Here is a 20,199-nt window from a genome sequence, read left to right on the forward strand (position 1 = left end):
AATCAATGAGGGAGCAGTCGCTCCCTTTTTTATATCACTAAAATGGATTTTTTATGTTGTTGCGTGAATTTAAAGATCACTTCAAACGTGGCGACCTAGAATCAGCCATCGCCGTTACTTCTCCCAATAATGATGGGTACTACTTGATGGTACGAAGCAGTAAATGGGGAGTAAACAGCTTCTTAGAGTCAGATAGAAAGATGCAACCAAGAATGTTCAAGACAAAAATGGCACTGCTCAACGCAGCAAACTCTATAGGCTTCACGTATCAATCCATCGACGTCACGCAGCTATAAATAGAATTCACTTACTTATAAAAATCAAAGATCGACAACTAGAAATTACGCACTTATTAACTAGCTAAATAAAACCATACAATAAGCCATCAGTTCATTTCAGGATTTACGCTTATGAATAAACACTCGAGCTAAGTAAAGCAAAAATATTAGAACGAAATATATCCCTCCACCCCACTCCCACAATGCCAACATCAAGTCTTCTTTTTCCGCGAGGCGTTGATATTCAAATTGAGATAGATAAGGGTCATCAAAAGGCGAGATCGTCAGAATCCACAAAAATGAAATGATAGCAGTAGCGATACCTATTAGTGCATTCAACCCTAACGCTAAAGTTTCCTTTAAAACACAATCCCAACCAGGCCACTTAACAGCCAGATAAAAACCTTTATTCATAAATTCTCATTATCAAATGGTACACCTTGCAAAGTTACAGCTGAACTGCGGCATCAGCATGATAGGCATATTACTGCATACCACCTAGCAACCAGTGGACATTTTAATATTCCAAACTACCGACGCAACAAATAGAACTAAGTAAAACATATAGAACATGGAGTTGCCGTAGTATCTGCATTACACCCAAGCGGTTTAGTTTACGATGGCCATTTATACTTCACTCAATGACGATATTCCGTCCAAAATCTGCCGAAATTTCCAATAATCGTCATTTCTGCCCTTATTCTCAAATTCGACGCAACAGTTTTTAAACTTGATTAAGATACGTTACGCTCTGTTTATACTGAATAAATAGACCTTGAGATATTGAGCAAAGCAATGAAAGTAGACTATCGTAAACGCTTAATTCCGGTGACTCGTTATCTTGAACAACACTTCAACGAACCACTGAACTTGCCAGAAGTCGCCGCATTGGCTAATTTTTCCCCTTACCATTTCCACCGTACGTTTAAAGCAGTACAAGGTGAAACGCTAGCAGACTTTATTCGGCGCCTGAGATTAGAAGCTGCAGCTAATGATCTTTTTAAGACCAAACAACCCATCATCAACATCGCGTTGAATTATGGTTTTTCGTCGTCTCAAAGTTTTGCCAAAGCATTCAAACAACATTTTGGGGTAACACCTACCGCATTCCGGGATTGTGTGGATTATCAAGCATTTTCAGAGCTAACCCGAAGTAGCAAGATTGGACACTCATTGCGCAAGAATGGAAACGTAATAACCGAGAGCAATTCATATACTGACTCCGAACTTTCAACATGGAGTATGACAATGAAAACGCAACAATTCGAACCATCAAAACTAGCGTATGTACGAGTGACTGGTCCCTATGGGCAAGGTTATGACGAAGCAAGCAGTCGTCTTTACCAATGGGCCGAAATGAAAGGATTAGCGGGCAACGGCTGCATCTTTATTTATCATGACAATCCGGAAATCACCCCAACAGATAAGTGCCGAACAGACATCTGCTTGATGGTCTCAGACGACACTGAAGTGCCAAGTGGGATCGAATTGAAAGATTTTCCCGGTGGGCAATATGCAGTGATGAGACAAAACATCACCGAGCCAAGCCAATACGCCAAAGCATGGGATGATCTAATGAGTAATGTCATTGAGTCCGGCATCGAAACCGAAGACCGACCTTGTTTTGAGCTCTACCACAGCTACGATCCGCAAACTCAACATTCAGACGTCAGCTTCTGCACTGCTATTAAATAACAAAACAAAATTCAGTAACAAAGCCTACCTCGCGTAGGCTTTCCGCCTTCTGTTACCCATTCGTTTTTCTCCGAATATCGTTGCTCCATTTCACCAGCTTACACTTATCTAATAGAGCAAGAACAATCCTTCATAACCACCAATCTCTATTTCATTCACATATTCCCCGATGTTGCCGTTTGCATCTACAGGCTTCATTGGAACATCCAGAGTAATAGTCAGTTTTGGCGCATTATAAAAGCTCACATTCTTACCATTGAAATCGGTACGATACAGCACTCGCCCCTTGTCAAATTCTCGTGCAAGTACCATATCTTCAGGGCCACCAGCTACGACCGAGCGCTCAGACTGATACAAGAAATAAGTGTAAGTGGCAGACAGGTTTGTCAACCCATTGGGTAGGTCGGCGTGCACCACTTCATTCATCGACGCGTCGCCAACAATCGTGTAGTCCGCTGGCTCAGGTGTATTGGTTGACATCATCAAAGGGATCGCATTAAAACCTTCAGGTATTAGACCGCTAGGCTCACCTAAATCGATGGCCAATAACGAACTGGGTTGGTAAGCCACATTTTTCGGTACACCACTCTTCCAGAAGTTATCTGGCGTTGTATTTTCACTTCCATAGACATAACCATTGTTCCATTGATGGAAAAAGCTGTATTGCGAGTGGTGATTAAGGTAGTAAATGGCAAGGGTTGAGTACTGATCTTGTTTCCAATTTTGTTCGCTATTACCAAAGAAATGCACCTTTCCGAAACGGGTCGTTGCTTGATAAATCACGCTCTGACCAGCATACGCCAACGCAGAGTTATCCCAAGATTTTGAGATACCTGAGTAACCACTGAAACCGGAAGATGGAAACAGATAATGCTCTCTCAGGTACAAAGAGCCTGCTTCAGTAAGGTGGGATTGACCATTTCGGCCAAGTAGGTTGGCGGTTCCAATGTTCAATGCAATCAACGCATCACTATTTAGAGATGAAAGGTTTTTCAAGAAATTAGAAAACTGCGTTTTGTAGAGTTTATCTGTTTGTGTCGACCCTACGATTGAACCCAGTTCTTGAATGGTGCCACCAGAGTGAACATAGAATTGATTTTCGCCGAGCAGTTTATTGGTATCATCATTGTAAGCACCATTGAGCCCTTGTTCAGCCCAGGTTTCCTGGTAGTAAGCATGCATTGCAGCCAAGTAGTCCGAGTTAGCAACATTAGTTAATGCCCATGAAGAGTTCTGGTCCCACATTCGACCAAACGGAATGACGCGTGACTCCCAACGAAATCGAGCGGTGGCATTCTTATTAGTGCGATTTTTATATTCACTTTGTGACAAGTAATTGTCTTGATTTAGATCGGCCGATACATCAAAACCGCGGATCTTACGCCATTGGCTAATAGCCATACCATCAGGTGTTGTAACAGGAGCAGCCGTTAATTTCACCACTGGAAAACTGTTTTTCAGCTTAACTTCCTTAAGACGAGGCCTGTCTTCAATATTGTCGCCTTGCCAACGAATTCTCACCACATACAAACGCCCACCGTCACGCACGAAGGTTGAACCAAAGTATTGGCCTCCACCATAACTTGCACCACTGCCATCATGCGTTGTCGCTCTCACCCAATCCGCTGGCGGATTCCAAAGTACAGCTTGATTCTTGCTCATGTTGAGCGTTTTATCTTTCTTCAAATCCAACACAGCCCACTGTGATACTTGCCCATGGGCATCAATCGCGGTTGGGTATTCAAGCCAAAACTCACCACCAGTTGCAAACTGAGAGAACTTCAACGTCAACCTATCGAATTGCTCAGCGTGATAGACATAAAGCGCCCCGCCTTGTTCGAAGTTTTCAAATACATCAGCGTCCCACGGTGGTGCTTGATAGAGCCAGAAACCAGCATGATCTTCACTTGCGGTATAGCCCACGATCATAGGTTTACGATTAAGGAGAGTGTTTTCGCCGTGGGCTTTATCAACTTCAGCAATCACAGAGTCTTCAGAGAAGTGCAGAAAAAAGTCTTCAAAATTAGCACCATCTAGTTCTGCGCTATTACGAAGAGCATTTTCTAACGAGCCAGAATTAACGTCTAATTTTTGGTTATACATGTAGCCAATCGCTGTTGTACGCTCATTGTCGGCTTTGTTTGCGTAAGAACCAAATACGATGTCACTGTTTTCTATTTCCCAATCAATGACGTCATGTTCCGATATTGGAGAATCGCTTAGATCAACACCTTGCTCGTGTAATCCGGGTAATACAATCGCGGTGCCTGCAGCGGAAGAGCCATTGGCAATGAGATATGAAGGAATGAGTGCTAGTAACCATAAAATATAGGTTTTCATCATTTAAACTTCCTAATCGATACCATCGTTACTCAAAATATGAGACGGAAAGTCAGCCAACTTACGTGTCAATTTAGGAATCAAAATACGAAAAAAGTATTGTCTAGAAAGTTATATTCTTCAAGAATCAAACAGCTTAGTTTCATTCGTAACGGCAAATCACACTTAATACCTGCTAAGAATCAAAGCATTAAAAAAATCTAAATATTTGTGATTTTAATTTCGGTAATGAACCAAGTGATGGTATTAGATAATGGTCAGCGGCTTTTTATTCTCAAAATGAGAATACACGCTCTAAATGAGATGGCAGAGTTCGATAAAGGATACACACTCAACTTTCTAGGACAATGAATGACCTGTTTCATATTGAGAGAAAAAGCTGGTCATTTTGGGCACTACCTTGATCAAGTTTTAGCATACAAGTTGGCACCGTTTCTGAGAAAACACTCAAGTATTGGCACCATGCTCTACTAACTGAAAGCTCGACGTCTAAAAAGCTGGAAGTAAGATACGAAAGACGAAAACTGCTTAACGTCATATTAACTAACCACTAAAAACTGGTATCTATAAAGGCTATTCACAGCCTCCTGTTCCACTTCCCTTGATGGTCTCGGTCGCAATTTTCCTGTGTATCGTAGCTAACATGCTTATCGATATTCTTCAGTTGAATCCCAACTTGATTGAACGCTTGTTGGATTGCCGCAGAGACACTCTGTTGACCTTCGCCATTTAAGAAGTTCGTTCTATTTTGGTTGGTATCGAATACACAGACAATTTTCAAACTTTGTGGGAATGAAGAGAAGTTGACCGAGTGAGTCACCCACAAAAAACCATCGAAGCCTTTCAGCGTATCTTCACAAATATCATTTAACACATCTCTGATTTGATTTTCGATCTTCTTGTCTGATTTACGCATGCGGCAAAGTTCCTATTTAAAACCTTAAAAAATAAGGTTTTTCTGTCAATATTGTCTTAACCGACATTGGACACTGTGGCGGTTTCAAATGCAAAGTATTTATTGGGAGAGTCGGCTAGAAGATATAGAGGAAACGCCTCCTGCTTGATCACTGACAAGGCTATCAAGCATGAGGCGAATATAGAATTGACTAAGACACTAACTCGCCGCGAGCTCCCAATCGGTCAATAGCTTCATGATTACGCGCGAGTCTTGATGGGTCGCCATTGGCGCAGCAAGTTGTGTGTCACCTCGCTCAACTGCTTGGCGAATATTACGAACTTGATAGTGGAAACCGTCGCCTTGGGCTGCAACTTTCACTTCACGTGTCGACGTTTCATAGATCTCAACCGTGAATGTATTGTCTTCGGTCGGTAGCCATGGGTTGGTGTCGAGTGTGATACAGCCTTTGCTGCCTAGAATCGTGAAGCCATGCTTTAAGCCGTGGTCTTCTGCTGTATGGATTTGAGCAGTGAAGTGGTCGTTGAAGCGCATCATTGCAGATGATTCACAGATATTGCCATCTTGGCCTCGTCGACCGATTGCAGAGATCTGTACATCATCGAACACGCTCTCGCCAGATTGCTGCTGCGCAACAGAATGAATCAGCGACATTGGATAACAACCCAAATTGTACAACGCGCCTTTGCTCGCAGGATTCACGAACTGATCAATCGCCGCAACGTAGGAACCTTGGATTGAGCGCACTTCGCCAATCTCACCTGTCGCTAATTCTTGATGAAGCTTGGCAATCAATGGATGGTTTAAGTACATCAAACCTTCAGCGAAGAATACGCCCGCTTCTTTTACCGCTTGCAGAGCTTGCTCGGTTTTTTCCATATCAACCGATAACGATTTTTCACACAGGATCGCTTTGCCTTTTTGAGCCGCTTTAATCACGTATTCGTGGTGAACGTGGTTTGGCAGAGCGATGTAGATAATGTCGACTGACTCATCTTCAATCAGGGCTTCATAGCTGTTGAAGGTTCGTGTTGGTTGATACTGCTCAGCAAACTCATTGAGTGTTTTTTCTGTGCGCCCTGCGACGGCATACAGTTCACTTTGAGCATCGCCTTTGATCGCATCAGCCATTACGCCTGAGATAAAGCTGGTTCCTAGGATTCCCCATTTCATTGCTTATTTCTCCTGCTCTTGTGATTCAAGCTGCGTTTCGAACGCTTGAACCAATTCGGTAATATCACGCTCGATAAATGCTTGCGTATGAGGCATTCCAAAGTGCTGATTAATTGCTTCGCGGTTAACGTATTGTTCCAGCAAGATCACGCGATCGCTTTGGTTTTGATCATAGGTTGCAATCGCTTGTAAGCAGCCCGGCTCACTCTGCATATCTAGGCAAAACTGTTCGATGGCTTCAATCGCAGCCTCACGATCAATGTTGGTTTTAATCTTAAGTTCAGCAGTAACAAAGATGGTTTCATTCGTTTGAGGCATTTCACGCTCTTATTTTAGTTAATTATCGGTTTGCCATTAATATAATTAACCCCTAATAATTGATAAACTCAACTTTTGTTTATTGTTTATCAACTAGGAGTGTTTAATGGATAAGTTAACCAGCATGAAAGTCTTCGTTTACGTAGTGGAGCAAGGCAGCTTTCGCAGTGCCGCCAACCACTTCAACCTGTCGGCGACCATGATCAGTAAACATGTCCATCATCTTGAAACGAACCTCAACTCTCAACTGATTCATCGCACCACGCGTAAGCAGTCTTTAACCGATTCAGGTCAGCTTTATTATCGAGAATGTAAGCGAATTCTCGAAGACATCAGCAACGCTGAAAACCTGATTCAAACCTTAGAAAACCAGCCTCAAGGCACGGTAAAAATAAACTGCCCAGTCACCTACGGAAACAAGGTGCTTGCCCCGATTGTGGCTAAGTTCCTCGCGCATCACCCAACGATTAATGTCGAACTCGTACTGAACAACGATCTTGTTGATCCTTATTCATCCGATATTGATTTGATCGTGCGAATTGGTGACCTGTCTGATTCCAGTTTAGTCGCCAGATACTTAGGGGATTATGAGATGTGTTACTGCGCGGCTCCTGAGTACCTTAATCAACATGCTGAGATTCGTATGTTGGAAGACCTTGCGCAACACCCATCGCTTGGATTCAGCTATAGCAGCCGTCGTGATGTGAATGGTCGTGATACTCACGTACGTAACAATCAAAACAGTGAGTCGCAACTCCTAGCCCCTCAGAACCACCAAGCAACGCATAGCGCGGGGAACAAAGGACAAGTGCGTTTGATGTCGAACAATGGGGATGTGTTGCGATATGCTGCCCTTCAAGGCGTAGGCGTGTTGTTACAGCCGACTATCTTAGTTGCCGAAGAAATTGAGCGTGGAATGCTATTGGAGATCTTGCCCGGCATGGCACCTTTCCCTAAGCCGATTCACTTACTCTACAAAACCAAGCAACTGTCGTTGAAGAACAGAACCTTTGTCGAGTTTTTGTTAGCCGAGCTTGCTGAATAACTAAGGTGACCTAAGTAATCAGGGGTATTTGAAGCAACTATGAACGCTAAACCGTTTGCCAATGACTCATCAAGCGCTTGCCAAGGTCAGAGGGCGTGGTGTTATGGACGATCATCTCATCACATTGGTTGAACACCATGAAGTGTTTTAGCTCATCGCATAAAGCATGAACCAACGACTCATGGTTTTTAATTCGCTCTTCCACAACCAAGTTACGGATTTTGAGCAAACCACTCTTCCTGTCGACCTTGCAATCCATTCGTGCCACCAACTCACCTTGCCAGAGAATCGGTAAGCTAAAATAACCAAACTGACGCTTAGCTTCAGGTACATAACACTCAAGAAGGTAATCAAAATTAAACAATGATTGCATTCGCTTTCGTTGAATCAGCAAGTTATCAAACGGAGACAGTATCTTTAACTTGGTTCTAGACAGAGGTTGATTCAAGAGCTCAAAAGCATCCGGCAGCACATAATAATCCGAGCCTTGAATATCTACTTTCATCAACTGCTTATCTTCAAGCATCTGCTGGAGTGTTTTCTGAATCAGAGGTTTTGTGTTCTTGAGTAGATAGCTCATTTCCGACGCTATTCCCAAACCATTAGCTTCTAAATAACGCGTAATTAGATGCTCGATGTACTCTTGTTCCGTTGGTTCTGAGGTATCAATACCACTCGGCAAAACTCGTTCGGTTAGGTCATACACCTTATGGAAGTTCACTCGGCTCGGCACCATTAAGTCACCTTGCATAAACAAAGTCTCTAGTGCCTGTTTGGCAGGTTTACCGCCCCATTCCCCAGGGTTTGGTCTATCCCCTTCAAAGTCTTTCGCCATTAATGGCCCTTCGCTCTCAATGCGTTTGAGAACATGCGCCATCAGTGCATCATCCTTTTTATACCAATGCTTAAGCTTACCGGTCGCAAACCCGTTCTTTCGATGCAGGCTGAAGCGGTAATCACGCATAGGTAGATAAGCAGCAGCGTGCGACCAATACTCAAACACTTCTCGACGCTCTAGCAGCTTGTCGAGATGATCAAGCTTGTAGTCTTGATTACGATTCCACAGCGTATGATGGTGAGCTCGCTGAATCACAGAGATGGTATCAATTTGAACATACCCAAGGTTTTCAATCGCAGACAGCGTGTTCGCCAAAGAGCCTCCATTGCGTTGCTTTTTAGGTGGCAATTTTTGCGAAAGCAGTACAATTTTTTGCGCTTGAGCGAGTGACAATGATTCCATGTAATTCAGACTCTAATTGATACCAATAATCGGCTTATGATTCAGCAATAAGTTCTTGAAGAATCTGTTTGTACGTTTCGACCGTCTGCGCACCAGTGACTGCACTCTTACGATTGAATACCACGGTAGGAACTGCTGAGATCCCCATGCGTTGCCATTCAAACTCTTGCGCTTCAATTTGCTTTAAGTTGTCGATGTTCTTCAAGCGTTTCAGTGCCTTGGTTGAGTCTAAACCAACTGCTTCAAGTTCTTGCGCGATAACCTCAAGATCAGACAGATCTTTCTGCTCTGAAAAGTGAGCTGTAAAGAAGCGAAGCTTTAACTCCGTCTGTTTACCGTGCGCTAGAGCAAAATCGAGCAGCACATGCAGATGACGTGAATTAACCATTCTCATGCTGTCATAGAAATTGAAATCGAAACCAACCGCTTTGCCACGTGCCGCAAGCTGTTCACGTGAACTTTGACTCTCTTCTGCGCTAGAGCCGTATTTTCTCATGATATGGTCACGCAGGTTTTCACCTTCTTGCGGCATATCAGGGTTAAGCTCAAACGGCTGCCATTCAAGTTCAATTTGCTCCGCTAAACCAAGTTCTATAATAGCTTGCTCTAGATTTTTGTAGCCGACCACGCACCATGGGCACATTACGTCAGAAATAATATCAAGTTGAAGTTTCTTGCTCATCGTCATTCCAAATGTGGTTGATAAGGCGTACTCAATACAAGTGAATACCCATCTTTGTCACTAAGACTACTGATTAACTACAAGTTACACCACCTTGAACAATCGTTCAATCTAGATAAATACGCTAACCGCCAACAAAAAAGCCGACTCATGTAAGTGAGTCGGCTTTGATAAAAATCTAAAAATGATACAGAGCGTTACGCTAGCAACTTCTCAAGCACTTGGAATACACCAGCGTCAACGTTACTTGGCGCACCGAAACGAGCGATCTCTTTCAGTTTTGGATGTGCGTTTTCCATCGCGTAAGAGTGGTAGCTCTCTTTAAGCATTTCCAAGTCATTTAGGTAATCACCAAAGCTCATGGTCTGCTCGTAAGTGAAGCCTAATGTGTTTTGTAGATGCTTAATCGCTGCGCCTTTTGAAGCTTCAGCATTCATCACATCCAACCAAATTTTTGCACTTACCACCACTTGGTAGTTCTCACCGAATTTGGCATCAATAGTTGGGTTCACTTTCTCTTGTGAGCCGTCGAAGTGACAGATAGCCACTTTGATGAAATCATCTTCTACCGCCAGTAAGTCTTCTACTTGTTCACGGCGATGGTAGTACTTAGAGATCTCCGCTAAAGCACGCTCGTCTTTGGTTTCGATGTAGGCTGATTTCTTACCACATAGCACCACATGGGCACCTTCAATAGCACGAGCTTCTTTGATGATATCTTTGATAGCATCAGTATCAAGCAAACAGCTGTAAAGCTCTTGGCCCTTGTGCATCACTAATGTGCCGTTTTCAGCAACAAACATCATGCGATCTTTTAGCGGAGCAAATGTCTCCATCAGGCTGTAATACTGACGACCCGATGCCGCAGCAAAAATAATATTTTGAGCTTCTAATCGCTCATAAAGGTTGAAGAATTCAGGGTCTAACTTTCCGTGCTCGTTAAGGAGAGTGCCGTCCATATCAGCCGCGATAAATTTGATGTTCTGTTGTGGCATTTCAGAGCTTACCTATAAGTAAAAATTAAAGTGTAAATTATGATTATTCGTTATCTTGGGTAACGGTTCTACGTTCGATTATATCGTTAGAGTAACCAGTGAATACAATGCTTTTCGGTAGGCTTTTTTCTTCGAGTCATGGCTTGAGTCTGAGTTTGACTCTAAGCTCGTATCTAACTCACCAAATTCACTTCTCACGATAAGCCCTTCCATGAAGGTCATGACTGCTTCACTGCGTAATTCTAATGTTGCTGCGTCTACCTCTTCGCCACCGATTACCACATTGTGAATCGTGTTCTTAAGCCAACCCTTATGCTTCTGTGAAAGCATCGCAATGTTATCGTCCGATTCTTTGAATTCGGCTAGCGCGTGCATGAACATGCAGCCTTTGAAGTCAGGTTGCTCAAACCAAGCAAAGTGCCAATCCAATAATGCATTTAGCTGATTCTGTGAGCCAGAAACCGATGCCAGTGCCGCTTCTAAACTCGACTCGAAACGCTGATGACGCCTTTCCAACACCGCTTCAATCAACTTAGTTTTTGACCCAAAGTGACGGTACATCGATGTCTTAGAAACCGCGGCCTCATCTCGGATCCTATCTACACCAACGGCGGTATACCCAAATTGGTTAAACAAAGATTCGGCTACATCCAAGATCAGTTCTTTCTTACTCATGCCTATTACTCTTTCAAATCGGGAAAATTTGATGCTGCTAAATTTACCGCGACTAAATTACCTATTGCCAACAGTGTACAGATCTGTATCATCCAACTCAACCAGTACAGATCTGTACGCTTTGTATTTTTAATCTTGAAAGAGGTAAGTCGCGATGATGAAAAAACTAATCGGCGGAGGTGAACTTCCACCACGGGCAACGCTCAGTCAGTTAATAAAGGGATTTGTTGGTGGCACGGTAGGCATCTTGTTTTTATGTTTACTCGCAGAGCAATCTGAAGTTCCTTGGTTGATGGCACCTTTTGGCGCGACTTGTGTTCTCTTGTTTGCCGTTCCAACATCGCCTCTCGCTCAACCAAGGAACATCATCGCTGGTCATTTTATCTCTGCTGCGGTTGGGTTGATCGCACTGTATGGGTTTGGTGATTCTTATTTAGTAATGGCGATGGCAGTAGGCTCGGCAATCATGTTGATGCAATATTTCCGCGCAGTTCATCCACCAGCAGGAGCTAACCCAATCGTCATCGCGTTATCTGGCACATCGGCTGTGGATTGGACTTTCCTATTTACCCCAGTTTTGATTGGTAGCATTGCATTGGTTTGTATTGGGGCCATGCTCAATAACACGTCAGCACAGCAAAAGTGGCCGCTATATTGGGTAGGAAAATCTTAAATCAATGTTAGAACTGGCCATTCCTATCAGGCATTAAACAAATTAGCGTTGACCACTAAAAGAAATAGGCTTACTATTAATCGTCTTTTAACGATTAGCGTAAAGTGAGCCACTTAAGTATGACTACAACATGCCAAGTAACAGAAAGCTGTTCTCTTCCTCTTCCGCCAAGTAATGCTGAAGCAGAAAAAGAGATGGCTGCGTTAGCAAAAGCACTCGCGCATCCAGCGAGAATTCGCATACTTAGTATTTTATCCGCTTTAGAAAAGTCTGGTGGCTGCTTGAACAGCGATCTGGTTAGCGAATTAGGTTTGGCGCAATCAACTGTATCAGAGCACTTAAGAATCTTGAAGACCTCAGGCTTCATCACTGCTGAATCGATACCACCGAAGATGTGCTATCGCATTAACCGAGATAATATTCAGCAATTTGAATCGCTTATCGACACCATTTTAAAATAGATTAACCACGCTTAGTTTGTCGAACACAATAAACTAAGCGTATTTTTTGCCCTTAAACATCGCTTTTCGACGATTAACGATAGCAACCAAAGAGATAATATAATGAAACCAAAATTAGGTTTTCTCGATCGCTACTTAACGCTGTGGATCTTCATCGCCATGGGTATTGGTGTACTGCTTGGCACCTTGTTTCCACAAATCGAACAGTGGAACGAATCAATGTATGTTGGCACAACCAACATTCCACTGGCAATTGGCCTTATCTTAATGATGTACCCGCCTCTTGCTAAGGTTAACTACAACCTATTAGGCACTGTGGTCAAAGATAAGAAAGCCATCAAGCTATCCTTGATCATGAATTGGCTTGTTGGCCCGATTCTGATGTTCGTGTTGGCACTGACTTTCTTGGGTGATCACCCCGGTTACATGGTGGGTGTAATTCTGATTGGTCTTGCTCGTTGTGTGGCGATGGTTCTGGTTTGGAATGACATCGGCGGCGGTAACAAAGAGTACGGCGCAGCGTTGGTTGCTCTAAACAGTGCATTCCAGGTAGTGAGCTACAGCTTTATGGCGTGGTTATTCATCAGCGTTCTACCACCAGTATTCGGTTACGAAGGCATGATGGTTGATATCTCAATGATCGATATTGCACACAGTGTACTTATCTACCTAGGTATCCCATTCCTAGCGGGTTTCTTAAGTCGTAAGATCCTTGTGTCAATGAAAGGCGAGCAGTGGTACAACGACGTGTTTATTCCTCGCATCTCTCCAATAACACTGATTGCACTACTGGCCACTATCGTTCTGATGTTCAGCCTAAAAGGCGAGATGATTGTTGAACTGCCAATGGACGTATTGTTGATTGCGGTTCCACTGACTATCTACTTCACCGCGATGTTCTTCATCAGCTTCTTCATTGGTAAGAAGATGGGTATTGAATACGACAAGAACGCGTCAATCGCATTCACAGCGACAGGCAACAACTTCGAACTAGCGATTGCCGTAGCTATCTCTGTATTCGGTATCAACTCAGACCAAGCGTTTGCAGGCGTTATCGGCCCACTGATTGAAGTACCCGTGCTGATTTACCTAGTGAACGTTGCGCTTAAGATGAAAGACAAGTACTACAACGGTCTGACGGTTAAATCTAGCATCTAGCATCTAGCAGGAGATTAGAAAAACTAAGGGCTTACCTTTCGGGGTAAGCCCTTTCATTTGTCTACGGTTTGGAAAAGATCAATCGAGTAAGGTTTTGAGGTTATCTTCCAACCACAGCAAGCCCGGCCCTTTCATCGCTTTCTTGGAGATCACTAAATCGACAGGTGGCGACCATGTTTTATGGTCAAACGAGACATTAATCTGGTTAAGCTTTCCCTGTTGAATCTCATGTTCCACCAAGTAACTCGGTAAATATGCCCAACCCACTGAGCTATGTACGATCATCTCCTTGATGGCAACAAAGCTGTTCGCCCACCACACCTTGCCCGCGACCACTGGAAAATGGTCAATCACCTTACCTTTGTTGCCTCGTAGAATAAGCTGTCGATGAGAAATAAAATCGGGCAACTTCGCAACCGACACTTCAGCTAAAGCATGGCTTGGATGACACACAGCAACAAAAGGCAGATTACCGATAAAGCACGGCTCTGAATCGGCATGAAAAGCGAGGTCAGTAAACATCAGGCCGATATCTGCGCGGTCTTGTGACACCAAGCGGTTCACATCGGTACTCGCCGCTGCCATTAACTCAATTTCTGTAGCTGGGAATGTTCGGCTGAACTTATCCAACACCTTAGGTAATGAAGGAAGCAACAAGGCATCATCTAAAGCGATACGCAGTAGCCCTTCCTCTTGATTATTGATGGCGTTAACTGATGAGTTCAGATCTTCCACCTGCAGAATAATCGCTTTGACCTGCTTGAAAATCTGATGACCTTGCGCCGTCAGCGTTGGCTTGCGTGTCGAACGATCAAAAAGTTGAACATTAAAATCTATTTCAAGATTACTGATACCTTGGCTCACCGCCGACTGCACCTTACCTAACTCGCGAGCACTGGCAGAAAATGACCCTAATTCAACGGCATACACAAACATCTTCAGCTGTTCTATGTTGTACATTCGGTGTCTCCCAAAACTTACCATCACTGAATATGATGCTAACTATCTTTATATTATCACTTAACTAGATATTATCTAGCCAAGTCATTCGCCCATCGCGGCTATTTAATCGTAAAGAGAGTTAGAAAAATGTCACATAAAGAACGCATGTTGCACATGGTGCTATTTGAAGTAGTTGCTTTGATTTTTATGGCTATAGCGGCAACTTACATTGTCGGTGGCGGAGCAGTAAAAATGGCAGGGTTAGCTCTATCTTTGTCGCTGATCGCAATGGGTTGGAACTACGTCTACAACTACGGCTACGATAAAATTTACGGTGCTGACCGCAGCAAACGAACCAAGAAAACACGTATTCTTCACGGCTTAGGTTTCGAACTGGGTTTGATGTTGGTGTCGTACCCACTACTGATGTGGGTACTTCAACTCGATTTCTGGACTGTATTGGTAATGGATATAGGGATTGTAATCTTCTTCGTGCTTTACGCGATTGCGTTCAACTGGGCGTATGACTCGGTTCGAGATCAATTGGTTGCGAAAGGGAAAGTAAGTGCACTGAATTAATAAAGCCGTCTTCAAAGAAGACGGCTCATATTATTTATCCAAAGTAGAGATTATTTGCTACGAAATAGCACTGTTCCCTCTAGATACATCAGACCATGCTGTTGTAATCGCAACCCGAGATTTACTATCAAGGTTATCGATAAAACCATTATCACCAACCTGAGGCTCAAAGCCACTCATAGCTTGAACCAATGCATCAACCGCATTATTGGACAACACAGTATGATCTTGCGATGTGCCTTGATCTCCCATCGCAACAACAACTTGCGCACGGTTACCATTGAAGTAATCATTGAAAGTTACAGAACCAATGTGTTCAAACTTGGCTTGGTCAGTACTACTTTCAGGATCGCGCAGTATTGACAATTTAAGATCATAGCCACTGCGTTCTAACCACAATTTCTGCCAGTCAATCCCATTGAAAACAATGTTGTCTTCGCTGCGAATGTCTTCAACGAGGTTGTCAATGACGTCACCACTTACAACAAAGCTATCTACGCCAGTACCGCCCTTGAAGGTATTTTGGAATCCACCAAGTACCATCATGTCACTTCCTTCGCCACCATTGAACTGGCTGAACTTAGAAAGCGCGGCAGCAATTAGGTGATCATCACCTTCGCCACCGTTGAGCACCGCGTTATAGCCCATTAACTTAACAACATCATTGCCGCCACTAGCATTGATACGGTTGTAATTGCCAAAAACATTGGCGAAGTCATTACCAGCTCCCAACTCAACTTGGTTATTATTACCAATCGTAACTGAGTAGTCTTGGTCGCCGCCTGTATCAACACGGTTATAGTTACCAGATGTGACGACATAATCACGGCCAGTTCCAGTGTCAATTTCGCCACCTTCACCAAAGACAAACGACTCATCATCACCCGCGCCCAAGAACACGTGATTGATTCGTCCAGCAACGACGGCAGTATCATTGCCTTCGCCACCGAACATCATATTTTCACGTCCCATTAGCACACCCAAATCATTGCCTTCATCGCCAGTAAAGACATTAGATGTTCCTGTCGCATAGTAGACATCATCACCTCGACCACCCCAGAAGTTATTATTATCTCCTAGGTACGCACCGAGATCTTTACCATCACCACCCCAGTTGAAGTTGTAATTGCCTAAAGAAACGTTGATGTCTCCATCACCTTGCAAGTGACCGCTATTACGAAGGAAATCAAATGTTTTCTCCTTCATATTCAGTAGATCAGCCGTCAGGTTTTCTTTTAATTTTTCCACCAGAGACTTCATTTCTGTTTGCTTATCCTCACTGAAAATGGTCGCAAACAAATTAGGTAGATTTAGCGAATTAAAACCAAATGCACGATCTTCTTTAGCGGAGCTATCTGCCGTTATTGCATCGCCGTTATCCTGAGCTCCAGCGACATTAGCGCCATTGACAGAAACGGATGAATTATCTTCTTCCTCTTCCAGGGCTTTTTCTTTCAAGCCATGTGTTTCTGCGAACGTCTTAATGCCGTCAGCACCCATATTGACGCTCGACTCTAGGCTGTCTAGCAACTTAGCTGGGTCAACGAAGGCTTGTAATTGATCGCCACTAAACTCACCAACAACTTCCAGCATTTCTTTTAGGATTGCGACACCATCTACTGATTCGCCAGTACGAGACACAATATGTCCTGCTGCTGTGTAATCCACACCGAAGATATCACCTAACGTCGTCTCTGCACCGACACCGGCAAGTTGGCCTAGAAGCTTGTTTTTTAACTGACGAGGAAGATCTTCGGGGCTGTAAGTAAACGTTGTTTTAGCTTGCCCCGTTTTGGAAAATTGTTGAGTCATAAGACCAAACAACGACCCCAAATTGGTATCAAGAATCGACTGAATATTATCACCGAACATAAAGTTCCAGTTACCCGTCGTCACTTGAATATCAGCACCTTGGCCACCAACAGCAAAGTTAAACGCTAGCTTCTCATTCGCTTGACGGAACTTATCTGCACGACTCATTTTACTTGAGTCAGAGTTATCACTTCCGCCTAACCACTGGTTGTATTGCTTGTTTAACGTCGCTTCAGCGTCATTTTTCAAGCCGCGGCTACTGCGTTCATTTTGAGAATCCAAGTCAACCAAGCTTGTGTAATCAACACTGCTAGTTTGATCTAAGCCAGACATATCTTTAACGAACTTTTTAGCCCCAGATAATGTCCACTGCTGCTCTTGAGCAGCTAACCAATCTTGACCTTCACCTGAACTCGCTATGCTTTTTAACACACCGGAGATTCGAGAGGCGCCGCCAAACGGATTAACCAGAGGAGGCGTAGGAATTGATTTATCCATCATCACAATAAGATCGTTGCTTTGCCCCAAATTGAAGCTCACATTACGATTACCGATGAACATCTGTGCGCCTTCTAGAGCTTGATATCCGCCAATATCAAAGCTGTGTTTACTTTCTCCGTCACCAACGTGAACCATCACGTTGTTGTCACCAAAAGCTAGAGATTTAAAGCCACCTGTACCGACTTTAATGCCCACATTCGATGTGCCCCAGTTCACTGCAGTAAACTCACCATCACCCACGTTGACTTGAATGTTACCTGAGTAGCTGAGTTTATTGTTTGCAGATGAAGTTGAAGTCTCGGTCTCTGCTTTGCGTTTTTCTGGGGCATTAAACACATCACTGTTTTCAGCAATTGCGCCGCGAGCGGTATCATCAACGTCGCTGGTGCCTACGCGAGAAAGATCGATGTCTCCTTCTGCGATACCATTCCTTATACGCTCATGTTTTTCGGTCACTTCGCCTTGTTCATCCCAGCTAAGTGTCACTTTGTTACTTTTCTCTTTTTGTACCCAATTACCATTTTCGTCATGGGTATGTTTACGACCATTCGAGCCAACAGCAACTTCTGAGCTACGGACAGAAACATCGCTAAAGATATCGTTGTCACCCATCGATTGAATAAGAAGTCTTCCGAAGCCATTTTGTTTGTCATCACTGATTAGCGAACAACCGACCACACTAATATGATCAGGTTTAGCCTTCACATTTTCAGCTTCACTAAACGCTTTATCAAACGCTGCCAGTTTCACGGCTAACTCATCTGCGCTGTAACCACTTAAATGAGTATTATTGTTTTCAGATTCATCTCGACCATGACCAACAAGTTGCCAACGTAATTGTCCAGCTAACTTATCTTTAGGTAGCTTAGATGGGTCACCGTAAATCACACGATAATTGCCGTCTGAATCAAGCTGTACAACCACAGTGCTATCTGGATGTTTGCCAGCTAGATTTTCAGCAGCTTTGGAAACCGCAGAATCATTCTCCATTTGGATAATGATTTGACCCTCAAAGCGCGTTTCACCGCCGTCAGATTGAGGGGATACTACGAGGCGTTCCCAACTGTTAACGTCTTTGTATTTAACCGTGTCATCCGAGCCATTTAAGCTCACTTGGAAATCAATATTAGGTTTATTTGCTACATCATCGTAGACAGCACGCAAAGTCTTATCATCTTGTTCGATGACAAACTGGTCCGAGGCGCTCACTTTAAGTGCAGGCAACCCTAAACGATGGGTAATACCTGGAACAAAGCTTTCGATACCTTTATGTGACTGCAAGTGCGCTTTCCCGTAGATAGCGACGAACTTTTCACCATCAGGAAGAGCTTGCAATGCATCGACGGCAACGTTGTTCGCAGCACCAGCACGGTACATCAAGCCATGCTCTGTACCTTGAACCGTAGGTCGCGCTGTACTATTTGCATCTAGAGCAAGAATACGCATCCCGTTAGCACGGGCGTTTTCAAACAACGTAATATCTAAATGCTTAGTTTTGATCATTGCACTCAACTCACTAGACATAATGCCTGTGGACAAATAATTGTCGAGTAGAGGTTGGGCAAGGTCTGAGCGGAGATGCTCTAAGCCGATGACAGTCACACCTTGCTTTTTAAGCGCGTCCATTTGTTCATTAACAAAGCGCAAACCGTTCACATCGCTTCCATGAACTTCACCAATTAGAAGGCCTTTACGCTCGTTGAGAAGTACTGACAATTGCTCTTCAACACCGCCGTTCGCACCCGCAAGCCTATCGCTCAACTCATCATAGCCAGCACCAGAATAACGGCGATCCCAGCTGTCTACGTCGGTCTCATGACTGCTGCGATATATACCCTCAATTTGATCCATACGATCTGTCTCAAGCTGAGATATATAGCCTTGATCAGCGAATTTTTTCAGCAATATCATTTCAGCGGAATCACTGGTCATTGGGTCAGACTTTTTAGCAGCTTCTTTCAAGAAGTAGAAAGCCATTTGTACCGACTCAACCCCAGTCAAATCCTGAAGCTCCTGATAGCTATAGCCAAGGTGAACGGTTTTTGTTGCATCATCCAAAACGGCTTTGCTAAGCAAACCAGCGGACTGTGATTTTTCTAACCATTGTTTAAAGTCAGAATACTGTTCACCAAGCTCGATGTGATACTTCGCGTCAAAGCCCAAGTCACTCGGAGTTTCTCCTGCATAACTTTGTTTTGGCGATAAGTATGGGTCTTCATTGGCCCAGCGCACCATCATGTCCGTTAGGCCAACATGCTCGCCATTTGCTTCTTCCATAGCAACAACATAAATACGAGCGGCCAAGTCAGTTCGCGTCTGTGCAATAGCATCAATGCTCTCTTGGGTTACTTTCATTTTTCCACTGAACAGCGCCGTGTTTACTTGCTCTTTCAATGTCGTCAACGCAAGGTTACGTCCAGAGGTTGGATGTTCAGCCAAATAATTATTGATCTGCTTGTTCAGTTCAAAACTCGCCCCCACCTGATCTCGACCAATAGAACTATGCACTAATTCAACTTGATCCAAGATGGCTTGATAAGAAGCACCAATCGGTTTAGCAAAAACTTTGGCTCTCTCTTTCAGGTCATGCGCCGTAAAGATTTGCGACAAATCAACCACTACCTTGGTTTTATGACCCAATGCTTCGAGATCGCTCGCAGGCTTTTTAATTGGCGTTGCATCAAACACAGGCAAGTCAAGAATCCCCTGCATGGTG

General features: G+C 43.7%; 18 protein-coding genes. 7 read left to right on the forward strand and 11 right to left on the reverse strand.

What is annotated here, in order from left to right; genetic code table 11:
* Positions 1-53 precede the first annotated feature (53 nt).
* Positions 54-296, forward strand: a complete 243-nt coding sequence (locus tag BCU75_RS18490) for a hypothetical protein (protein WP_076677284.1) — start codon at positions 54-56, stop codon at positions 294-296.
* Positions 297-395: 99 nt separating this feature from the next.
* Here the strand turns inward: BCU75_RS18490 and BCU75_RS18495 are convergent, their stop codons facing one another.
* A complete protein-coding gene (locus tag BCU75_RS18495; RefSeq protein ID WP_076677282.1) occupies positions 396-692 on the reverse strand; it encodes a hypothetical protein in 297 nt (98 codons plus the stop codon).
* A 381-nt stretch (positions 693-1,073) separates the two neighbouring features.
* Between BCU75_RS18495 and BCU75_RS18500 the strand changes: the two genes are divergently transcribed.
* Positions 1,074-1,973 carry an AraC family transcriptional regulator gene (locus BCU75_RS18500; RefSeq protein ID WP_102474688.1) on the forward strand — a complete coding sequence of 300 codons (900 nt, stop codon included), beginning with the start codon at positions 1,074-1,076 and terminating at the stop codon, positions 1,971-1,973.
* 108 nt (positions 1,974-2,081) lie between these two features.
* Here the strand turns inward: BCU75_RS18500 and BCU75_RS18505 are convergent, their stop codons facing one another.
* The 4 genes from BCU75_RS18505 to BCU75_RS18520 form a co-directional block, all read right to left on the reverse strand.
* Complete coding sequence (locus BCU75_RS18505; protein WP_102474701.1) at positions 2,082-4,313, reverse strand: hypothetical protein; 2,232 nt, start codon at positions 4,311-4,313, stop codon at positions 2,082-2,084.
* 577 nt (positions 4,314-4,890) lie between these two features.
* Positions 4,891-5,229, reverse strand: a complete 339-nt coding sequence (locus tag BCU75_RS18510) for a Fis family transcriptional regulator (protein ID WP_102474689.1) — start codon at positions 5,227-5,229, stop codon at positions 4,891-4,893.
* 198 nt (positions 5,230-5,427) lie between these two features.
* The gene (locus BCU75_RS18515) at positions 5,428-6,402 is read right to left on the reverse strand and encodes a Gfo/Idh/MocA family protein (protein ID WP_102474690.1); all 975 of its coding nucleotides are present in this window, start codon (positions 6,400-6,402) and stop codon (positions 5,428-5,430) included.
* Between the two features lie 3 nt (positions 6,403-6,405).
* Positions 6,406-6,720 (reverse strand): putative quinol monooxygenase, encoded by a 315-nt coding sequence (locus tag BCU75_RS18520; RefSeq protein ID WP_102474691.1) that lies wholly within the window; start codon positions 6,718-6,720, stop codon positions 6,406-6,408.
* 106 nt (positions 6,721-6,826) lie between these two features.
* On the opposite strand from BCU75_RS18520, the gene BCU75_RS18525 reads away from it, so the two are divergent.
* Complete coding sequence (locus tag BCU75_RS18525; protein ID WP_102474692.1) at positions 6,827-7,765, forward strand: LysR substrate-binding domain-containing protein; 939 nt, start codon at positions 6,827-6,829, stop codon at positions 7,763-7,765.
* A gap of 46 nt (positions 7,766-7,811) precedes the next feature.
* Here BCU75_RS18525 and BCU75_RS18530 read toward each other — a convergent pair whose 3' ends face one another.
* The 4 genes from BCU75_RS18530 to BCU75_RS18545 form a co-directional block, all read right to left on the reverse strand.
* Complete coding sequence (locus BCU75_RS18530) at positions 7,812-9,005, reverse strand: winged helix-turn-helix domain-containing protein (RefSeq protein ID WP_102474693.1); 1,194 nt, start codon at positions 9,003-9,005, stop codon at positions 7,812-7,814.
* 34 nt (positions 9,006-9,039) lie between these two features.
* Complete coding sequence (locus tag BCU75_RS18535) at positions 9,040-9,687, reverse strand: DsbA family oxidoreductase (RefSeq protein WP_017096299.1); 648 nt, start codon at positions 9,685-9,687, stop codon at positions 9,040-9,042.
* 197 nt (positions 9,688-9,884) lie between these two features.
* Positions 9,885-10,682, reverse strand: a complete 798-nt coding sequence (locus BCU75_RS18540; RefSeq protein ID WP_102474694.1) for a Cof-type HAD-IIB family hydrolase — start codon at positions 10,680-10,682, stop codon at positions 9,885-9,887.
* A gap of 78 nt (positions 10,683-10,760) precedes the next feature.
* Positions 10,761-11,357 (reverse strand): TetR/AcrR family transcriptional regulator, encoded by a 597-nt coding sequence (locus tag BCU75_RS18545; protein WP_102474695.1) that lies wholly within the window; start codon positions 11,355-11,357, stop codon positions 10,761-10,763.
* A gap of 154 nt (positions 11,358-11,511) precedes the next feature.
* On the opposite strand from BCU75_RS18545, the gene BCU75_RS18550 reads away from it, so the two are divergent.
* The 3 genes from BCU75_RS18550 (at position 11,512) to arsB (ending at position 13,649) form a co-directional block, all read left to right on the forward strand.
* Complete coding sequence (locus BCU75_RS18550; protein ID WP_102474696.1) at positions 11,512-12,030, forward strand: HPP family protein; 519 nt, start codon at positions 11,512-11,514, stop codon at positions 12,028-12,030.
* Positions 12,031-12,149: 119 nt separating this feature from the next.
* Positions 12,150-12,491: an ArsR/SmtB family transcription factor gene (locus BCU75_RS18555; protein WP_102474697.1), complete on the forward strand. Its 342-nt coding sequence runs from the start codon at positions 12,150-12,152 to the stop codon at positions 12,489-12,491.
* Between the two features lie 102 nt (positions 12,492-12,593).
* A complete protein-coding gene (arsB, locus tag BCU75_RS18560) occupies positions 12,594-13,649 on the forward strand; it encodes an ACR3 family arsenite efflux transporter (RefSeq protein WP_102474698.1) in 1,056 nt (351 codons plus the stop codon).
* Positions 13,650-13,727: 78 nt separating this feature from the next.
* On the opposite strand, the gene BCU75_RS18565 is transcribed toward arsB, so the two are convergent.
* A complete protein-coding gene (locus BCU75_RS18565; RefSeq protein WP_102474699.1) occupies positions 13,728-14,609 on the reverse strand; it encodes a LysR family transcriptional regulator in 882 nt (293 codons plus the stop codon).
* Positions 14,610-14,738: 129 nt separating this feature from the next.
* On the opposite strand from BCU75_RS18565, the gene BCU75_RS18570 reads away from it, so the two are divergent.
* A complete protein-coding gene (locus tag BCU75_RS18570; protein WP_102474700.1) occupies positions 14,739-15,170 on the forward strand; it encodes a PACE efflux transporter in 432 nt (143 codons plus the stop codon).
* A gap of 57 nt (positions 15,171-15,227) precedes the next feature.
* Here the strand turns inward: BCU75_RS18570 and BCU75_RS18575 are convergent.
* The coding region (locus tag BCU75_RS18575; protein WP_133148303.1) for a C80 family cysteine peptidase at positions 15,228-20,199 on the reverse strand (4,972 nt) is incomplete at its 5' end.

It is taken from the genome of Vibrio splendidus (genome assembly GCF_002873455.1).
GTDB classification, from domain to species: domain Bacteria; phylum Pseudomonadota; class Gammaproteobacteria; order Enterobacterales; family Vibrionaceae; genus Vibrio; species Vibrio splendidus_J.

Bases quoted from the DNA above. Each gene is read 5' to 3' on its own strand.
- BCU75_RS18490 (WP_076677284.1), top strand. From the start codon at position 54: ATGTTGTTGCGTGAATTTAAAGATCACTTCAAACGTGGCGACCTAGAA.
- BCU75_RS18495 (WP_076677282.1), bottom strand. From the start codon at position 692: ATGAATAAAGGTTTTTATCTGGCTGTTAAGTGGCCTGGTTGGGATTGT.
- BCU75_RS18500 (WP_102474688.1), top strand. From the start codon at position 1,074: ATGAAAGTAGACTATCGTAAACGCTTAATTCCGGTGACTCGTTATCTT.
- BCU75_RS18505 (WP_102474701.1), bottom strand. From the start codon at position 4,313: ATGAAAACCTATATTTTATGGTTACTAGCACTCATTCCTTCATATCTC.
- BCU75_RS18510 (WP_102474689.1), bottom strand. From the start codon at position 5,229: ATGCGTAAATCAGACAAGAAGATCGAAAATCAAATCAGAGATGTGTTA.
- BCU75_RS18515 (WP_102474690.1), bottom strand. From the start codon at position 6,402: ATGAAATGGGGAATCCTAGGAACCAGCTTTATCTCAGGCGTAATGGCT.
- BCU75_RS18520 (WP_102474691.1), bottom strand. From the start codon at position 6,720: ATGCCTCAAACGAATGAAACCATCTTTGTTACTGCTGAACTTAAGATT.
- BCU75_RS18525 (WP_102474692.1), top strand. From the start codon at position 6,827: ATGGATAAGTTAACCAGCATGAAAGTCTTCGTTTACGTAGTGGAGCAA.
- BCU75_RS18530 (WP_102474693.1), bottom strand. From the start codon at position 9,005: ATGGAATCATTGTCACTCGCTCAAGCGCAAAAAATTGTACTGCTTTCG.
- BCU75_RS18535 (WP_017096299.1), bottom strand. From the start codon at position 9,687: ATGAGCAAGAAACTTCAACTTGATATTATTTCTGACGTAATGTGCCCA.
- BCU75_RS18540 (WP_102474694.1), bottom strand. From the start codon at position 10,682: ATGCCACAACAGAACATCAAATTTATCGCGGCTGATATGGACGGCACT.
- BCU75_RS18545 (WP_102474695.1), bottom strand. From the start codon at position 11,357: ATGAGTAAGAAAGAACTGATCTTGGATGTAGCCGAATCTTTGTTTAAC.
- BCU75_RS18550 (WP_102474696.1), top strand. From the start codon at position 11,512: ATGATGAAAAAACTAATCGGCGGAGGTGAACTTCCACCACGGGCAACG.
- BCU75_RS18555 (WP_102474697.1), top strand. From the start codon at position 12,150: ATGACTACAACATGCCAAGTAACAGAAAGCTGTTCTCTTCCTCTTCCG.
- arsB (WP_102474698.1), top strand. From the start codon at position 12,594: ATGAAACCAAAATTAGGTTTTCTCGATCGCTACTTAACGCTGTGGATC.
- BCU75_RS18565 (WP_102474699.1), bottom strand. From the start codon at position 14,609: ATGTACAACATAGAACAGCTGAAGATGTTTGTGTATGCCGTTGAATTA.
- BCU75_RS18570 (WP_102474700.1), top strand. From the start codon at position 14,739: ATGTCACATAAAGAACGCATGTTGCACATGGTGCTATTTGAAGTAGTT.